General features: G+C 32.6%; 15 protein-coding genes, 1 tRNA gene and 1 other RNA gene. 10 read left to right on the top strand and 7 right to left on the bottom strand.

Going from position 1 to position 14421, the window contains the following annotated elements:
• From AB3G33_RS14180 to AB3G33_RS14170, 3 genes are all read right to left on the bottom strand, one after another.
• Positions 1–1092, bottom strand: coding sequence for an AI-2E family transporter (locus AB3G33_RS14180; RefSeq protein WP_367770704.1), 1092 nt, complete (start codon positions 1090–1092; stop codon positions 1–3).
• A gap of 72 nt (positions 1093–1164) precedes the next feature.
• A complete protein-coding gene (gene hutI, locus AB3G33_RS14175) occupies positions 1165–2403 on the bottom strand; it encodes an imidazolonepropionase (RefSeq protein ID WP_367770701.1) in 1239 nt (412 codons plus the stop codon).
• 6 nt (positions 2404–2409) lie between these two features.
• A complete protein-coding gene (locus AB3G33_RS14170; protein ID WP_367770698.1) occupies positions 2410–3465 on the bottom strand; it encodes a glutaminyl-peptide cyclotransferase in 1056 nt (351 codons plus the stop codon).
• Positions 3466–3552: 87 nt separating this feature from the next.
• Here AB3G33_RS14170 and ffs point away from each other — a divergent pair.
• From ffs to fsa, 3 genes are all read left to right on the top strand, one after another.
• An RNA gene (gene ffs, locus AB3G33_RS14165) (signal recognition particle sRNA small type) lies at positions 3553–3650 on the top strand.
• A 138-nt stretch (positions 3651–3788) separates the two neighbouring features.
• Positions 3789–4592: an SDR family oxidoreductase gene (locus AB3G33_RS14160; protein ID WP_367770696.1), complete on the top strand. Its 804-nt coding sequence runs from the start codon at positions 3789–3791 to the stop codon at positions 4590–4592.
• 144 nt (positions 4593–4736) lie between these two features.
• Positions 4737–5393, top strand: a complete 657-nt coding sequence (gene fsa / locus AB3G33_RS14155; protein WP_367770693.1) for a fructose-6-phosphate aldolase — start codon at positions 4737–4739, stop codon at positions 5391–5393.
• A gap of 67 nt (positions 5394–5460) precedes the next feature.
• Here the strand turns inward: fsa and fahA are convergent, their stop codons facing one another.
• Positions 5461–6744 carry a fumarylacetoacetase gene (fahA, locus tag AB3G33_RS14150; RefSeq protein ID WP_367770690.1) on the bottom strand — a complete coding sequence of 428 codons (1284 nt, stop codon included), beginning with the start codon at positions 6742–6744 and terminating at the stop codon, positions 5461–5463.
• A 107-nt stretch (positions 6745–6851) separates the two neighbouring features.
• Between fahA and glyA the strand changes: the two genes are divergently transcribed.
• The 7 genes from glyA to AB3G33_RS14115 all read left to right on the top strand — a co-directional run bounded on the left by glyA (position 6852) and on the right by AB3G33_RS14115 (position 13442).
• Positions 6852–8126: a serine hydroxymethyltransferase gene (gene glyA, locus AB3G33_RS14145; RefSeq protein WP_367753887.1), complete on the top strand. Its 1275-nt coding sequence runs from the start codon at positions 6852–6854 to the stop codon at positions 8124–8126.
• 136 nt (positions 8127–8262) lie between these two features.
• A complete protein-coding gene (locus AB3G33_RS14140; RefSeq protein WP_367753885.1) occupies positions 8263–8856 on the top strand; it encodes a tRNA-(ms[2]io[6]A)-hydroxylase in 594 nt (197 codons plus the stop codon).
• A gap of 170 nt (positions 8857–9026) precedes the next feature.
• Positions 9027–9581 (top strand): helix-turn-helix domain-containing protein, encoded by a 555-nt coding sequence (locus AB3G33_RS14135; RefSeq protein ID WP_367770688.1) that lies wholly within the window; start codon positions 9027–9029, stop codon positions 9579–9581.
• Between the two features lie 23 nt (positions 9582–9604).
• Positions 9605–10057, top strand: a complete 453-nt coding sequence (locus AB3G33_RS14130; RefSeq protein WP_367753881.1) for a response regulator — start codon at positions 9605–9607, stop codon at positions 10055–10057.
• An 11-nt stretch (positions 10058–10068) separates the two neighbouring features.
• A complete protein-coding gene (locus tag AB3G33_RS14125; protein WP_367770685.1) occupies positions 10069–11859 on the top strand; it encodes an ATP-binding protein in 1791 nt (596 codons plus the stop codon).
• A gap of 21 nt (positions 11860–11880) precedes the next feature.
• Positions 11881–12921, top strand: a complete 1041-nt coding sequence (locus tag AB3G33_RS14120) for a GMP reductase (RefSeq protein ID WP_367770682.1) — start codon at positions 11881–11883, stop codon at positions 12919–12921.
• Between the two features lie 23 nt (positions 12922–12944).
• The gene (locus AB3G33_RS14115) at positions 12945–13442 is read left to right on the top strand and encodes a GNAT family N-acetyltransferase (protein ID WP_367770680.1); all 498 of its coding nucleotides are present in this window, start codon (positions 12945–12947) and stop codon (positions 13440–13442) included.
• Here AB3G33_RS14115 and AB3G33_RS14110 read toward each other — a convergent pair whose 3' ends face one another.
• The 3 genes from AB3G33_RS14110 to AB3G33_RS14100 all read right to left on the bottom strand — a co-directional run bounded on the left by AB3G33_RS14110 (position 13443) and on the right by AB3G33_RS14100 (position 14383).
• Complete coding sequence (locus AB3G33_RS14110) at positions 13443–14012, bottom strand: pentapeptide repeat-containing protein (RefSeq protein ID WP_367770677.1); 570 nt, start codon at positions 14010–14012, stop codon at positions 13443–13445. It lies immediately after the preceding gene.
• Between the two features lie 70 nt (positions 14013–14082).
• Positions 14083–14156 (bottom strand) — tRNA-Arg (locus tag AB3G33_RS14105).
• A gap of 86 nt (positions 14157–14242) precedes the next feature.
• A complete protein-coding gene (locus AB3G33_RS14100) occupies positions 14243–14383 on the bottom strand; it encodes an SsrA-binding protein (RefSeq protein WP_367770674.1) in 141 nt (46 codons plus the stop codon).
• Between the last annotated feature and the right edge of the window lie 38 nt (positions 14384–14421).

The following is a 14421-nucleotide window of genomic DNA, read 5'->3' as shown; positions in this document are numbered from 1 at the left end:
TTATATTTTTTCAGTTAAAACAGACACGATTTTGTTGTTTGGGAAAAATTCCTTGGCGATAACTTTCATAATTGTATAAATAGGGATTGCCACGACCATCCCGAAAATTCCAAAAGTTATTCCGCTAATTAGCGTGACCAAAAATATTTCTAATGGATGTGACTTAACACTTTTTGAAAAAATGATGGGCTGGCTGATGTTATTATCTAAAATTTGAACAATGAGAAAACCAATTACTACATATATTGTTGTAGGAAGCATTTCAGTTTTAAAATCGGTTCCAATAGCACTGATAAGTGTTAGTATGGCTGATAAAACTGTAGCTATTATAGGGCCTATATAAGGAATTACGTTTAGTAGGGCACATAAGAATGCAATAATAAAAGCATTCTTACTTCCAAAAATGATTAGAACTATGAAATAAAGTATAAATACTACAGTCAATTGAACCAGTAGACCAATAAAATACCTAGTGAGTAACTGATTTATTTTTTCAACTGAGTTTAGAATTTTTTCTTCATTGGAATCTGGAAGTATTTTTTTTGCTTTTTCCTTAAAAATTTTCTGGTCCTTTAAAAAGAAAAAAGTAATAAAGAAAACAGATGCTAATCCCATCCCAAACCCAGCAACAAGATTAATTATTGTATTGATAAAGTCAGTAAAAAAATTATAATTAATCTTAGAAGACAAATTGGAGTTATTTAAGATTCCTTGTAGATCTAAATTATGTATGTTAAAGTAGTTTTCTATATTATGTTCTAATATTGTAAGTTGACTTTGAAGTAAATTAGTATCTAATAGGGATAAGTTTTCTGCTTGTGAAATGATAAGTGGGACAAAAAGAAGTACAAAACCTACAAGTATAAATACAAATAGTAACAAGGTTGTTATTGTTGCAAATATTTTTTTGAATTTAAGTCTTTGATTTAAAAATAAGAGAAATGGGTTTGCGATTAAACAAAGGATGAGTGAAATACACAAATAGAGAATTACAGTTTGTATTTCATATAAAAAATACAAAACACAACATATTATTACAATAGTTAGTAATGCTCTTAAGATCCCGTTTGAGATTATTTTTGATGTAATCATTAAAAAATAATTTAGTGATAAAGATATAAAAAGTAGCAGTCTCAAAAACAACTTTAGAGGTAGTTTCTTTTATCATTCAATACCGTTTCCTTCAATAAAAACAGTCTCAATTAAATTACTGCCAAATGCATAAGGCAGTTGATAATAAGAGGGGATAGGTCTGGTAAGAATAAGATTTGCTTTTTTACCAATCGTTATACTACCATGAGTTTCTGAAACTCCCATAGCATAAGCTCCATTTATTGTAGCGGCGTTTATTGCTTCTTCAGGTGTCATTTTCATTTTGATACAAGCAGTTGCAACTACAAAATTCATATTTCCAGATGGTGTAGAGCCTGGATTGTAATCTGTAGCTAGTGCTAATGGCAATCCTGCAGCTATCATTTCACGTGCTGGAGTATATGGAATGCTCAAGAAATAGGAACAAGATGGCAAAGCAACTGGCATTGTTTCAGTATTTTTCAAAGCTTCGATATCTTCTGACTTCATTACTTCGAGATGATCTACAGATAGCGCATTGTGTTTTATTCCTGCTTGAACTCCTCCAATGGAGTTGAATTGATTGACATGAATTTTTGGCTTTAAGCCAAAGCGAATTCCCGCTGCCATAATTTGCTCCGTTTCCGCAACAGTAAAATAACCTGTTTCACAGAAGACGTCAATATAATCTGCGAGTTTATTTTGTGCAATTTCAGGAAGGATTTCGTTGACTAATAAATCAATATATCCTTGATGATTTTCTTTGTATTCTAAAGGAAAGGCATGAGCACCAAGAAAGGTTGCTTTTATAGCTATAGGATAGTTTTGCGACAAACGCTTGATTACTCGCAGCATTTTCAATTCCCCTTCAACTGTAAGTCCGTAACCCGATTTGATTTCAACAGCGCCCGTTCCTAAACGCATGACTTCTTCCAGCCGTTCTTTGGATTGGTTGTATATTTCTTCTTCGGTGGTTGCATTTAGCTTTTGAGCTGAATTTAATATTCCACCACCACGATTGGCAATTTCTTCATAAGTAAGTCCATTGATGCGATCCACAAATTCTTGCTCTCGATTCCCCGCATATACAATATGAGTATGACTGTCACACCAAGTAGGTAAAACCATTTTTCCAGTTGCATCAATGGTTTTGTCAGCTATTAGTTTAGGAAGATTCTCCATCGAACCAAAATCGGCAATCAAATTATCTTTGATTACTAAAAAGGCATTTTTAATAGTTGGAAGCATTCCCATTTCGGCACCTGAAACTTTAGCGACCGAAGTTTCCCGTACTTGGAGTAATTCCTTAATATTGATAAGTAGTGTTGTCATTTAAAATTATTCAGAAACCGTTATTTCAAAAAGCGTATCCCAGTTTTTTCCAGTTACAAAAATGGTTTTGGTTTTTGGATTGTAAGCAATTCCGTTTAAAACATCTGCATCAGCATTTTTAATAAATTTTTTCAAGCCAGACATATCTAAAATTCCTTCTACTGCTCCAGATGTTGGATTCACAACTGCAATGGCGTCTTTTTGCCATACATTAGTATAGATTTTACCATTAATCCATTCCAATTCATTGATGGATTTAATTTTAGAATCTCCAGAATAAACATTGATATAATCTATCATTTTTTGGTTTTCAGGATCCATCTTCCAAATTTTCTCTGTTTTATCAGTTTGGTAAATGTATTTACCGTCATTTGTCATTCCCCAACCTTCAATTTCCTTGTCAAAATTAAACGTCTTGATTTTTTTAAACGTCTTTAAATCATAGATAAATCCTACTTTTGATTGCCATGTTAATTGGTATATCTTATCGTTTAATATAGTAACTCCTTCACCAAAATACTTTTGATCTAAATCTATTTGATTATATACTTTTCCTGTTTTATAATCGTATTTTCTAAGGTATGATTTTCTACCTTCGGGATTACCAGTACTTTCATATAGCGTGTCTCCATGAAATTCTAGACCTTCCGTAAAAGACATTGTATCGTGTGGGTATTTATTCACGATTTTGTAATTCAAAAGTTTTGGTTTTACATTGGACACGAGTTCAACTCTAGAAGTGGCTTCAGCATTTTCTCCGCCATAATATACTAATGCTTTGAGGTTTTGGTACCCTAGTTTTTGATCTTTTAGTTCAAATAAAATCGGATCTCCTCCTTTTTTTGAACCCACTTTTACATCATTTACATAATATACAATGCTGTCAATAGTTTTCGAATTGGAGTTGGTTATTGCTAAATTAAGTTGGTCTTGTTGTGTATATTTTTCTTTAAAATTGGTAATATCGAAGGTAAATAAAGTATTTTCTCCTTTTTTTGTATCTCCACAATTAGAAAGTGTCATTCCTAATAAAATGATAGATAGTAAGTTATATTTTTTCATGGTTTAAATTTTGAATAGACCAATATACAATGTTATTTTAAGAGCACAAAGCGCTTGCAAAAATATAAAAAGATTGTATATTTGCACCGGCAAGTCCTACACGACCAGCTCCTGCAGACTCCCCCAGGATGGGAACATAGCAAGGGTACGTGGTTGAGCGGTGCGATGTAGGTCGCTTGCCATTTTTTTTTAATCTGAACTTGTTTCAGATTTTTTTTTGCCAATTTTGAAATATTTTCAAAATATATAGAATAGTAGTCTTCCTTATGGAGGATTTTTTTATTTTTGGTCTATTCTAAAATACAGTTAAACAACAATCAATTATGAGTAAAGTAGTTTTAGTTACAGGAGGTTCCTCAGGAATAGGGAAATCTATTGGGGAGTTTTTACATCAAAAAGGGTTTGTTGTTTATGGAACGAGTAGGAATCCAGAGCGGGTTTTGAATTCGGTTTTTCCACTTGTTGCATTAGATGTTAGAGATACAGCATCTATTCAATCGGCTGTAGCCAAGATTATTGCTACTTCAGGACGATTAGACATTGTTATTAATAACGCTGGTGTTGGGATAACAGGTCCACTAGAAGAAATTCCAACTGTGGAAATGAAGAATCATTTTGACACTAATTTCTTTGGTCCTATTGCAGTGATGCAAGCGGTATTACCACAAATGCGGGAACAAAAATCAGGTTTAATAATAAATATCACTTCCATAGCGGCTTATATGGGTTTGCCGTACCGCTCGATGTACTCGGCTTCAAAGGGCGCACTTGAATTAATTACGGAGTCTTTGCGTATGGAGGTGAAATCTTTTGGGATTCATATTACTAATGTTGCACCTGGAGATTTTGCTACTAATATTGCTTCGGGACGGTACCACGCTCCTGTAATTCCAGGATCGGCTTATGAAGTTCCTTATGGGAATACGCTAAAAACGATGGATGAACATGTGGACAGTGGCAGTAATCCTAATGAAATGGCTGAAGCGGTTTATGCTATTATTCAAACAAAAGATCCTAAAATTCATTATAAAGTAGGGGCTTTTATGCAAAAGTTTTCGATTGTATTGAAACGAATACTTCCGGATAAAATGTATGAAAAAATGCTAATGAATCATTATAAGTTGTAATTTTGCACCGGATTTTATTGATTTTGCAATTGCGTGAAGGATCGCAGTGAAAATCCTCCCGTTTTTTAGGGAGATTGTAACGTAGAGCCTGACCCTTGTGGTCACGCCCAAAAAAAGGAACACACAATTTAATATAGAAATAGTATGAAGTTTTTTATTGACACGGCTAATTTAGCTCAAATTAAGGAAGCGCAAGCATTAGGGGTTTTGGACGGAGTTACGACTAATCCATCATTGATGGCTAAGGAAGGAATTACTGGAAAAAACAACATTATGAAGCATTATGTTGACATTTGTAATCTTGTTGACGGTGATGTAAGTGCTGAAGTAAATGCGCTTGATTATGATGGAATGGTTAAAGAAGGGGAGGAATTAGCTGATTTGCATGAGCAAATTGTGGTAAAATTACCTATGACTAAAGAAGGAGTTATGGCGGCAAAATACTTCTCAGATAAAGGAATTAAAACGAATGTAACTTTAGTATTCTCAGCGGGTCAAGCATTATTAGCTGCTAAGGCGGGAGCTACTTATGTTTCTCCATTTATTGGTCGTTTAGATGATGTTTCTACAGATGGATTGGCTTTGATTGAAGAAATCAGATTGATTTATGATAACTACGGTTATGAAACTCAAATTCTTGCAGCTTCTGTACGTCACACGATGCATATTGTAAACTGTGCGAAAATTGGTGCTGATGTTATGACTGGACCACTTTCGGCTATTTACGGATTGTTGAAACACCCATTAACTGATATTGGATTGGCACAATTCGTCGCTGATTTTGAAAAAGGAAATAAATAATATTTTTTACTTATAAAAAAAGGCCCGTTTCAATTGAAACGGGCCTTTTTTATACTTTTATGTTTTTTTATTTTCGTACAAACGGCGGTAATAATTTTGAAGAAACTTCTCCAAAACCAATACGTACTTGTCCGTTTTTACAGAATCCTTTCATGATTACTGTATCGTTGTCATTGATGAATTTACGCTCCGTACCATCATTTAACGTGATAGGATTTTTACCTCCCCAAGTCAATTCAAGCATAGAGCCGTAACTATCTGGAGTAGGTCCAGAAATAGTTCCTGACCCCATCATATCACCAGAATTAACGCGACAACCGTTTGAAGTATGATGCGCTAATTGTTGGTTCATAGTCCAATACATGTATTTAAAGTTAGAGTTACTCACAACTGTTGGTTCAGCATTTTCAGGTTGAATAGCTACTTGTAAATTGATATCAAAAGAGTGTTTTCCTTTTTGTAGTAGATAGGGTAGCGGACTTGGATTTTGTTTTGGTCCAGGAACTCTAAATGGTTCTAATGCATCCATAGTTACAATCCAAGGTGATATTGACGAAGCAAAGTTCTTTGCTAAGAAAGGACCTAACGGTACGTATTCCCATTTTTGAATGTCACGGGCACTCCAATCATTTAATAAAACCATTCCGAAGATATAGTCTTCGGCTTCGTTGATAGGAATAATTTCTCCCATTATATTTGCATCAGTAGTGATGAAGGCAGTTTCCAATTCAAAATCAATTAAACGAGAAGGACCAAATACAGGAGTGGTTTCACCAGCTGGTAATGTTTGTCCCATAGGTCTGTGAACAGGAATCCCGGAAGGTACAATAGTAGAACTTCTACCATGGTATCCTACAGGTATATGAAGCCAGTTTGGTAATAAAGCATTTTCAGGATCGCGAAACATTTTTCCTACATTTGTTGCGTGTTCTTTGCTAGAATAGAAGTCAGTATAGTCACCAATAAGAACTGGTAATTGCATTTCTACATCGGCTATATTAAAAATTACAATGTCTCTATGTTTTTGGTCGTCTCGTAGTTTTGGATTTGTGCTGTCAAAAATGTCAGCAATACGATTACGAACCAATCTCCATGTTTTTTTACCATCAGAGATAAAGTCGTTCAACGTGTCTTGCATGAACATATCATCAGTTAATTCAATACCTGCAAAGTAATTTAGTTGTTGTAAAGCACCTAAGTCAATTGCATGATCACCTATTCGAGTTCCTACTGTAACAACATTTTCTTTGGTAAGAAAAACTCCAAAAGGAATATTCTGAAGAGGAAAGTCACTATTTTCAGGGACTTCAATCCATGATTTTCTGTTAGTATCGTTGGCTGATATCGGCATAATATGTTAATTGTTTTGTTGAAAATTATAGTTCAAATATATCATAATCTAGCAGTTTAGCAAACGTTTTTTTGTATTTTTGCTTCAAATTAACTAAAATCAAAGAAATGCAACGCGACGAACAAATTTTTGACCTTATTCTAGAAGAACAAGAAAGACAAATACACGGATTAGAACTTATTGCCTCAGAGAACTTTGTAAGTGACGAAGTAATGGAAGCAGCTGGATCTGTATTAACTAATAAATATGCTGAGGGTTATCCTGGTAAAAGATATTACGGTGGTTGTGAAGTAGTAGATGTAATTGAACAAATCGCTATTGATAGAGCTAAAGAATTGTTTGGAGCCGTTTATGCAAATGTACAACCACACTCTGGTTCACAAGCAAATACTGCGGTTTATCATGCTTGTTTGAAGCCTGGTGACAAAATCTTAGGTTTTGACTTATCGCATGGTGGGCATTTAACTCATGGATCACCAGTAAACTTCTCAGGACGTTTATATTCTCCTGTATTTTACGGAGTGGATGCTGAGACAGGACGTTTAGATTATGATAAAATTCAAGAAATTGCTACTAAAGAGCAACCAAAATTAATTATCGCAGGAGCTTCGGCTTATTCACGTGATATGGATTTTGAGCGTTTTAGAGTAATTGCTGATAGTGTAGGAGCAATTCTATTTGCTGATATCTCTCATCCTGCAGGTCTTATCGCTAAAGGATTGTTGAATGACCCAATTCCTCATTGTCATATTGTATCAACTACAACACATAAAACATTACGTGGACCTAGAGGAGGATTAATCTTGATGGGTAAAGATTTTGAAAACCCAATGGGATTAACTACACCAAAAGGAGAAATCAGAATGATGTCATCATTATTAGATTTAGCTGTTTTCCCTGGAAATCAAGGAGGACCGTTAATGCACATTATCGCTGCTAAAGCGGTTGCATTTGGAGAAGCATTACAAGATGAATTCTTTACTTATGCAATGCAATTAAAGAAAAATGCAAATGCTATGGCAGATGCTTTTGTAAAAAGAGGATACAATATCATTTCTGGAGGAACGGATAACCACATGATGTTAATCGATTTAAGAAATAAAAATATTTCTGGTAAAGATGCTGAAAATGCATTAGTAAAAGCAGAAATCACAGTAAATAAAAACATGGTTCCATTTGATGATAAATCACCATTTGTCACTTCAGGAATTCGTGTAGGTACTCCAGCAATTACAACTCGTGGATTAGTAGAAGAAGATATGGAAACAATTGTTGCTTTAATTGATAAAGTATTAATGAACCATACTAATGAAGCTATCATCGAAGAAGTAGCAAATGAAGTGAACGAAATGATGAGCGAAAGAGCGATCTTCGTTTTTTAATTTTATAGTTTCAAGTTTCAAGTTTAAAGTTTAAAGTTTTGTGATTGCCTAAAATCATTGCAAAACTTTAAACTTTTTTTGTTATTTACTTAACTTTAAACTTTAAACATTTTTTTAAACCTTAAACAAAAGAAAAATGGGTGTATTACGGTTACAATTGCCAACAGATCCAAGATGGGTCAATATAGTGGAGAAAAATATTGAAGAAATCTTGACAGATCATGCTTGGTGTGAGCAAAAAGCAGCCACAAATGCAATAACAATCATTACCAATAATTCAGAGCATCAAGATTTGGTTAAGGACTTATTGGCTTTAGCCAAAGAAGAAATTGAACATTTTGACATGGTACATAACATCATTATCAAAAGAGGATTGAAGCTAGGACGTGAACGCAAAGATGATTATGTAAATGAATTGTACTTATATATGAAGAAAAGCGGAAATGGTAGTAGAGTTTCTAGTTTGGTAGAACGATTATTGTTTTCCGCTATGATTGAAGCAAGAAGTTGTGAACGTTTTAAAGTGCTTTCAGAAAACATTCAAGATGAAGAATTATCGGTATTCTACAGAGATTTAATGGAAAGTGAAGCGGGGCATTATACTACATTTATTACTTATGCTCGAAAATATGGTACGGGAATTGATGTAGAGAAGCGCTGGAGAGAATGGATTGACTTTGAAGCTTCGGTTATTGCGAATTATGGTAAAGGCGAAACAATTCATGGATAAAAAAGGCGTTTTAAATTGTTTCATCTATAAAGGAGAAACAATTTAGAATCAATTATTTGTAATAATAAAAAAATATATTTTTTGTTTAATGAGTATGTTTTTTTCTCCAATTATTATTTTTAATATATATTTATCACTTGAATGTTCAAAAAAATTAAATTGTAGCCTAAATGAAACTCTATATAAAATATGATGGAATCGTTGCTTGTAGAGTAATTTTACAAGAACAATTAGAACGATTAGATATAAAACACAAGCTGCTAGATTTAGGAGAAATTGAGATTAGTGATAGTGTTTCGGATGAATGTTTTGCTGAACTTCAAGATTCATTAAATCGATATTCTATTTTTATTGTCAATAATGAAAAAAGTCAGCTCATTCAAAGGATAAAAGATACTATTGTTGAAATGATTTATGAGAATGATAAATTACCAGCGGTAACTATTTCTCAATATTTATCGGATAAACTAAATTTTAGTTATGGATATTTAACTAATATTTTTTCTGAAAACACGTATTCTTCGATAGAAAATTTCATTATTATCCAAAAAATAGAAAGAGCCAAAAAGTTAATTATTGAAGATCAATTGACCTTAACGGAGGTCTCGTATAAATTAAACTATAGTAGTGTAGCTTACTTATCAAGTCAATTTAAAAAAGTTACAGGATTGACTCCATCTGCATTTAAAAGGATTGTAGATAAAAGACGAAATTTATCCCATTAATAAATAAAAAACACCCCAATAATATGATTTCACATAAAGATTCAATGCGTATTTTGATTGCTGATGATGATGAAGATGATCGCACATTTTTTAGTGATGCAATGATGGAACTTAAAATGAATAATAAGTTAACTTTATTTAATGATGGTAAAGATCTAATGGAATATCTAGCAAATCCAGATATTATTTTGCCGCATTTACTTTTTTTAGATTTAAATATGCCACGTAAATCGGGATTTGAATGTTTAAAAGAGATACGATCGGATATTAGATTTAAGGAGGTATCCATTGCTATATATTCCACTTCATCATCAGAAAAAGATATTGAAGAAACTTTTATTGAAGGGGCAAATATTTACATCAAAAAACCAAATGACTTTACTAAACTTAAAAAAGTAATTAAAGAGGTTTTAAATATCAATTGGCAATTTCATTCTTCAGGATTAAATAAAGAAACTTTTTTCTTTAGCATATAAGAAGCAAAACCATGAAGTTAATAAAACTGTATAAAAACTCACAAGTCTTCAAAATAGCATTAGGTATTGCTATAGCGGTGGTGGTTTATATAGCTTCGGTTTTTTATACTCAAATGCGTAGCTTAGACTCTTCTGTTAATTTAATTGCAAATGCTACCGAAACGCAATTAGAATTAGAAAAAGTCTTGTCTGTTATTAGTATTTATGAAGCTAATCTTAGAAGTTATATTATCACTAAGGATGAGTCTTATTTAGAAAATAGATTTTTGAGAAAAGGGGAAATTGAGTCTAATTTTAAACGCATTAATAAATTAGTAGTTAATAATCCAGCTCGAGTTAAAGATGTTAAAAGGCTCAAAGAACTAATTGATTTTCGATTTGCACTTTTCAGAGAAACGCTACTTTTAGCAAAAAGTAGTAATCCAGATAGTAAAGTATTAAACGCAAAGCTTCAAGAAAGCAATAATTTTACGGAGTCCATGAAAAACTTCGTTTATAAAACAATAAACGCTGAGGGGGATAAAGTTAAAATCCATAATGACAATCATCAGTTTGAATTGCAAGATTCTATAATAAGTGCTTTTTTACTGGTTATTCTTTCACTATTGATTTTGCTATTGTCCTTTAATAAAATGAATGTTGATATTTATGAACTGAAGAAAACCAATGATGAATTACAGTTTTTAAATCGTTCTTTTAATGAAGCGGAGAAAATTGCTGGTTTTGGTCATTGGAAGATTAATTTAGAGAGAAATACCTATACATTATCTGACAATTTCTTTCGTCTGTTGGGTTTAGAGCCACAATCATTTACTCCTAGTTTAGAGAACATTTCAAAATATATTCATCCGGAAGATGTCGATTATGTAACCCAAATGCATTTGGATTCATTAAAGACCTATAAACCTACTTCATTGATGTTCCGTTTTGTATTACCAAATGGTGATTTAAGATACGTAATGTCAGTAGGTAGTTTTACCAAGAATGGTAAAGGCGAAATGGTTAAAACAGGTGTCAATTATGATATGACTGATCAATTTAAAAAAACAATTGAATTAGAGGAAAATAATAAAGAATTAAAAAACATCAATGAAGAATTAGAGTCTTTTAATAATATTGTGAGTCATGACTTACAGGAACCTCTTCATAAAATTCAAATGTTTATTTCCAGAATTGAATCTAAAGAGTTAGGTGCAATATCTGACCAAGGGAAAGTATACTTTTCTAAAATTAGAACTTCGGCTAATAAAATGCAAACCTTGCTAATCGACTTGGTAAATTACTCCAGAACAATTAAAGGTGATAAAGTTTTTGAAGAGACAAATTTAAAAGAATTAGTTCTACAGGTTGTGGATGATTTATCTTCGGATATTGAAGATAAAAAAGCAGAAATAAATGTAGAAAATTTGCCTACTGTTAAAGTGATTTCATTTCAGATGGAACAACTTTTTATAAATTTAATATCTAATTCACTTAAATACAGTCAAGAAGATGTAGCGCCTATAATATCAATCTTTTCTGGAGAAATTGATGAAAATGAGGTATATAATAATGAAATTATTACTAATGAAGATTATTATAAAATAGTAATAAAGGATAATGGAATTGGGTTTAAACAAGAATATGCCGAAAAAATATTTATTTTATTTCAACGTTTAGAAACTGGTTCGAAGTACTCTGGAACGGGACTTGGTTTAGCAATATGCAAGCGAATAGTTGAAAATCACGATGGATTTATAAAAGTAGTATCAGAACCTAATGTAGGCTCTGAATTTTCTATTTTTATACCCAAGAAAGTTTAATTTTTTATAAAAAAGAAAATTATGAGAATAGAAATGGATCTTAAGCTAGGTTTCAAAGATGTAATGATAAGACCCAAACGTTCTACACTAAAAAGTAGATCTCAGGTTTCTTTAGAACGAGAATTTAAATTTTTACATAGTACGGCTACTTGGAATGGGATTCCCATTATGGCTGCAAATATGGATACGGTCGGTACATTTGAAATGGCAAGTGCATTAGCCAAAGAAAAATTATTTACGGCTATTCACAAACATTATACTGTTGATGAATGGACTACTTTTTTAAAAGAAGTTGCACCAGAATTTTATGAATACATTGCTATAAGTACAGGAACAGGTAAAAATGATTCTAAAAAAATTGCCGAAATACTACAAGCAAACCCATTACTTAAATTTATTTGTATTGATGTAGCCAATGGCTATTCGGAGCATTTTGTAAATTTCTTGAAACAAACCCGCAAGCAATATCCTGACAAAGTAATTATTGCAGGAAATGTAGTTACTGGCGAAATGGTTGAAGAGTTGTTATTAGCGGGAGCAGATATTATTAAAGTAGGTATTGGTCCAGGATCAGTATGTACGACTCGAGTGAAAACAGGTGTTGGATATCCACAGCTGTCAGCAATTATTGAATGTGCGGATGCGGCTCATGGTTTAGGAGGACACATCATAAGTGATGGAGGTTGTTCTACTCCTGGAGATATAGCCAAAGCTTTTGGCGCAGGATCCGATTTTGTTATGCTTGGAGGAATGCTGGCAGGACATACAGAAAGTGGTGGAGAACTAATTGATATTAACGGACAGCCATTCAAAAAGTTTTATGGAATGAGTTCTACAACAGCAATGGACAAGCATGTTGGTGGTGTGGCTGAATATAGAGCAAGTGAAGGAAAGACCGTTGAGGTGGCTTTTAAGGGAAATGTAGCCAATACTTTATTGGATATTCTTGGAGGATTGCGAAGTGCATGTACGTATGTTGGCGCTTCAAGGTTAAAAGAATTGACTAAAAGAACCACTTTTATTAGAGTGAGTGAACAGGAAAACAGAGTTTTTTCAAATTAATAATTTTATTTACAACATAAACTATGATTACGATTTCTAATGCTACTTCTAAAGATTTAAAACTAATTAAAGATATAGCATACGCTACTTGGCCAGATGTGTATGGTAAAATCTTGTCTAAAGAACAATTAGACTTTATGTTATCTGCTTTTTATTCTGAAGAGACTTTATCGGATAATATGATCAATAAAATGCATCATTTTATATTGGTTTATGACGACGTTACTTGTCTTGGTTTTGCGTCCTATGAGCATAATTATTTGGGTAAAAAAGAAACTCGTTTGCATAAAATATATTTACTTCCAGAAGCACAAGGTAAAGGAGCAGGAAGAGCTTTAATTGATGTAGTAGCCTCTTATGCTACTGAAAATGATTCTAATTGTATTTCTCTAAATGTAAATAGATTTAATAATGCCTGCACTTTTTATCAAAAAATGGGTTTTACAATAGTCGGGGAAGAAGATATAGAAATTGGTCATGGTTACTTAATGGAAGATTACAAAATGGAGAAACAATTGTAATTATACCACAACAATATCGTGTTTATGCAAAAGTCCTTTTACGGTAGTTAGAGAGAAAATAGCCTTTTTTAACTTCGTTTTGGTGGGATCAATAGTGTAATTATAACTACTTCTAAAATTAGCTTTGTTGGCATTCGCCTTCTCAAATTCGGCTCGATATAAATCACAATTATTGAATTGTACTTCGGTCAGGTCGGCACTCATAAAATCGACTGCTACAAGGTTACAATTCGTAAAAGTAGTTCCTTTTAACTTTAGGGTATAAAATTTAGAAAAGTCAAGAATACAGTCTTTAAAATGGATTTCAAAAATTAGTTTGTCACACATAGCAAAGTTAACTTCCTTTACTTTACAATTATTAAAATAAACGGTTCGCAAAGCAACATGGTTTATTTTTGAGGTATTAAAATTACAATTGTTAAAACTACAATCGATAAAGGTAACCGCTATAAAATTGCATTGTGAGAAATCACAATTTGTAAATGTGCAAGATTCAAATTCCTTGAAATTGACATCTTCTACACCGTAGGTGATATCATTGTATTGTAAATCAAGGTTGTATTCTGGCATTTGGTTCTGGTGTGAATTATATAAAAGCAAAAACGCAATTATCAAATAAGTAGATAATTGCGTTTTTTTGTGACCTCGACTGGATTCAAACCAGTAACCTCTTGAGCCGTAATCAAGTGCGCTATTCAGTTGCGCCACGAGGCCTTAATGCGGGTGCAAATATAAGCAATCTTATTAGTTTTGCAAGTCAATTTTAAAATAAAATTAAAATTTATTTCATGTTATTTGCACTAGTCTAATGCTCTTGTAGTTACATAATATCTAAATCCAATAATTGCCATTTGCCATTTTTTGGCTTTGGCCAAATCTAATCTTTGCTTCGTAAAACTGGGTAGGATAAGTTTGTTGAGTTGAGCTACTATTTTAAACATAGTTGGATTTATTTTTTTCAAAGATATAAAAAAAGACG

Source organism: Flavobacterium sp. WC2421 (assembly GCF_040822115.1).
Classification (GTDB): domain Bacteria; phylum Bacteroidota; class Bacteroidia; order Flavobacteriales; family Flavobacteriaceae; genus Flavobacterium.
This window is presented reverse-complemented; position numbering and strand designations above follow the sequence as displayed.

Bases quoted from the DNA above. Each gene is read 5' to 3' on its own strand.
- AB3G33_RS14180 (WP_367770704.1), bottom strand. From the start codon at position 1,092: ATGATTACATCAAAAATAATCTCAAACGGGATCTTAAGAGCATTACTA.
- hutI (WP_367770701.1), bottom strand. From the start codon at position 2,403: ATGACAACACTACTTATCAATATTAAGGAATTACTCCAAGTACGGGAA.
- AB3G33_RS14170 (WP_367770698.1), bottom strand. From the start codon at position 3,465: ATGAAAAAATATAACTTACTATCTATCATTTTATTAGGAATGACACTT.
- AB3G33_RS14160 (WP_367770696.1), top strand. From the start codon at position 3,789: ATGAGTAAAGTAGTTTTAGTTACAGGAGGTTCCTCAGGAATAGGGAAA.
- fsa (WP_367770693.1), top strand. From the start codon at position 4,737: ATGAAGTTTTTTATTGACACGGCTAATTTAGCTCAAATTAAGGAAGCG.
- fahA (WP_367770690.1), bottom strand. From the start codon at position 6,744: ATGCCGATATCAGCCAACGATACTAACAGAAAATCATGGATTGAAGTC.
- glyA (WP_367753887.1), top strand. From the start codon at position 6,852: ATGCAACGCGACGAACAAATTTTTGACCTTATTCTAGAAGAACAAGAA.
- AB3G33_RS14140 (WP_367753885.1), top strand. From the start codon at position 8,263: ATGGGTGTATTACGGTTACAATTGCCAACAGATCCAAGATGGGTCAAT.
- AB3G33_RS14135 (WP_367770688.1), top strand. From the start codon at position 9,027: ATGAAACTCTATATAAAATATGATGGAATCGTTGCTTGTAGAGTAATT.
- AB3G33_RS14130 (WP_367753881.1), top strand. From the start codon at position 9,605: ATGATTTCACATAAAGATTCAATGCGTATTTTGATTGCTGATGATGAT.
- AB3G33_RS14125 (WP_367770685.1), top strand. From the start codon at position 10,069: ATGAAGTTAATAAAACTGTATAAAAACTCACAAGTCTTCAAAATAGCA.
- AB3G33_RS14120 (WP_367770682.1), top strand. From the start codon at position 11,881: ATGAGAATAGAAATGGATCTTAAGCTAGGTTTCAAAGATGTAATGATA.
- AB3G33_RS14115 (WP_367770680.1), top strand. From the start codon at position 12,945: ATGATTACGATTTCTAATGCTACTTCTAAAGATTTAAAACTAATTAAA.
- AB3G33_RS14110 (WP_367770677.1), bottom strand. From the start codon at position 14,012: ATGCCAGAATACAACCTTGATTTACAATACAATGATATCACCTACGGT.
- AB3G33_RS14100 (WP_367770674.1), bottom strand. From the start codon at position 14,383: ATGTTTAAAATAGTAGCTCAACTCAACAAACTTATCCTACCCAGTTTT.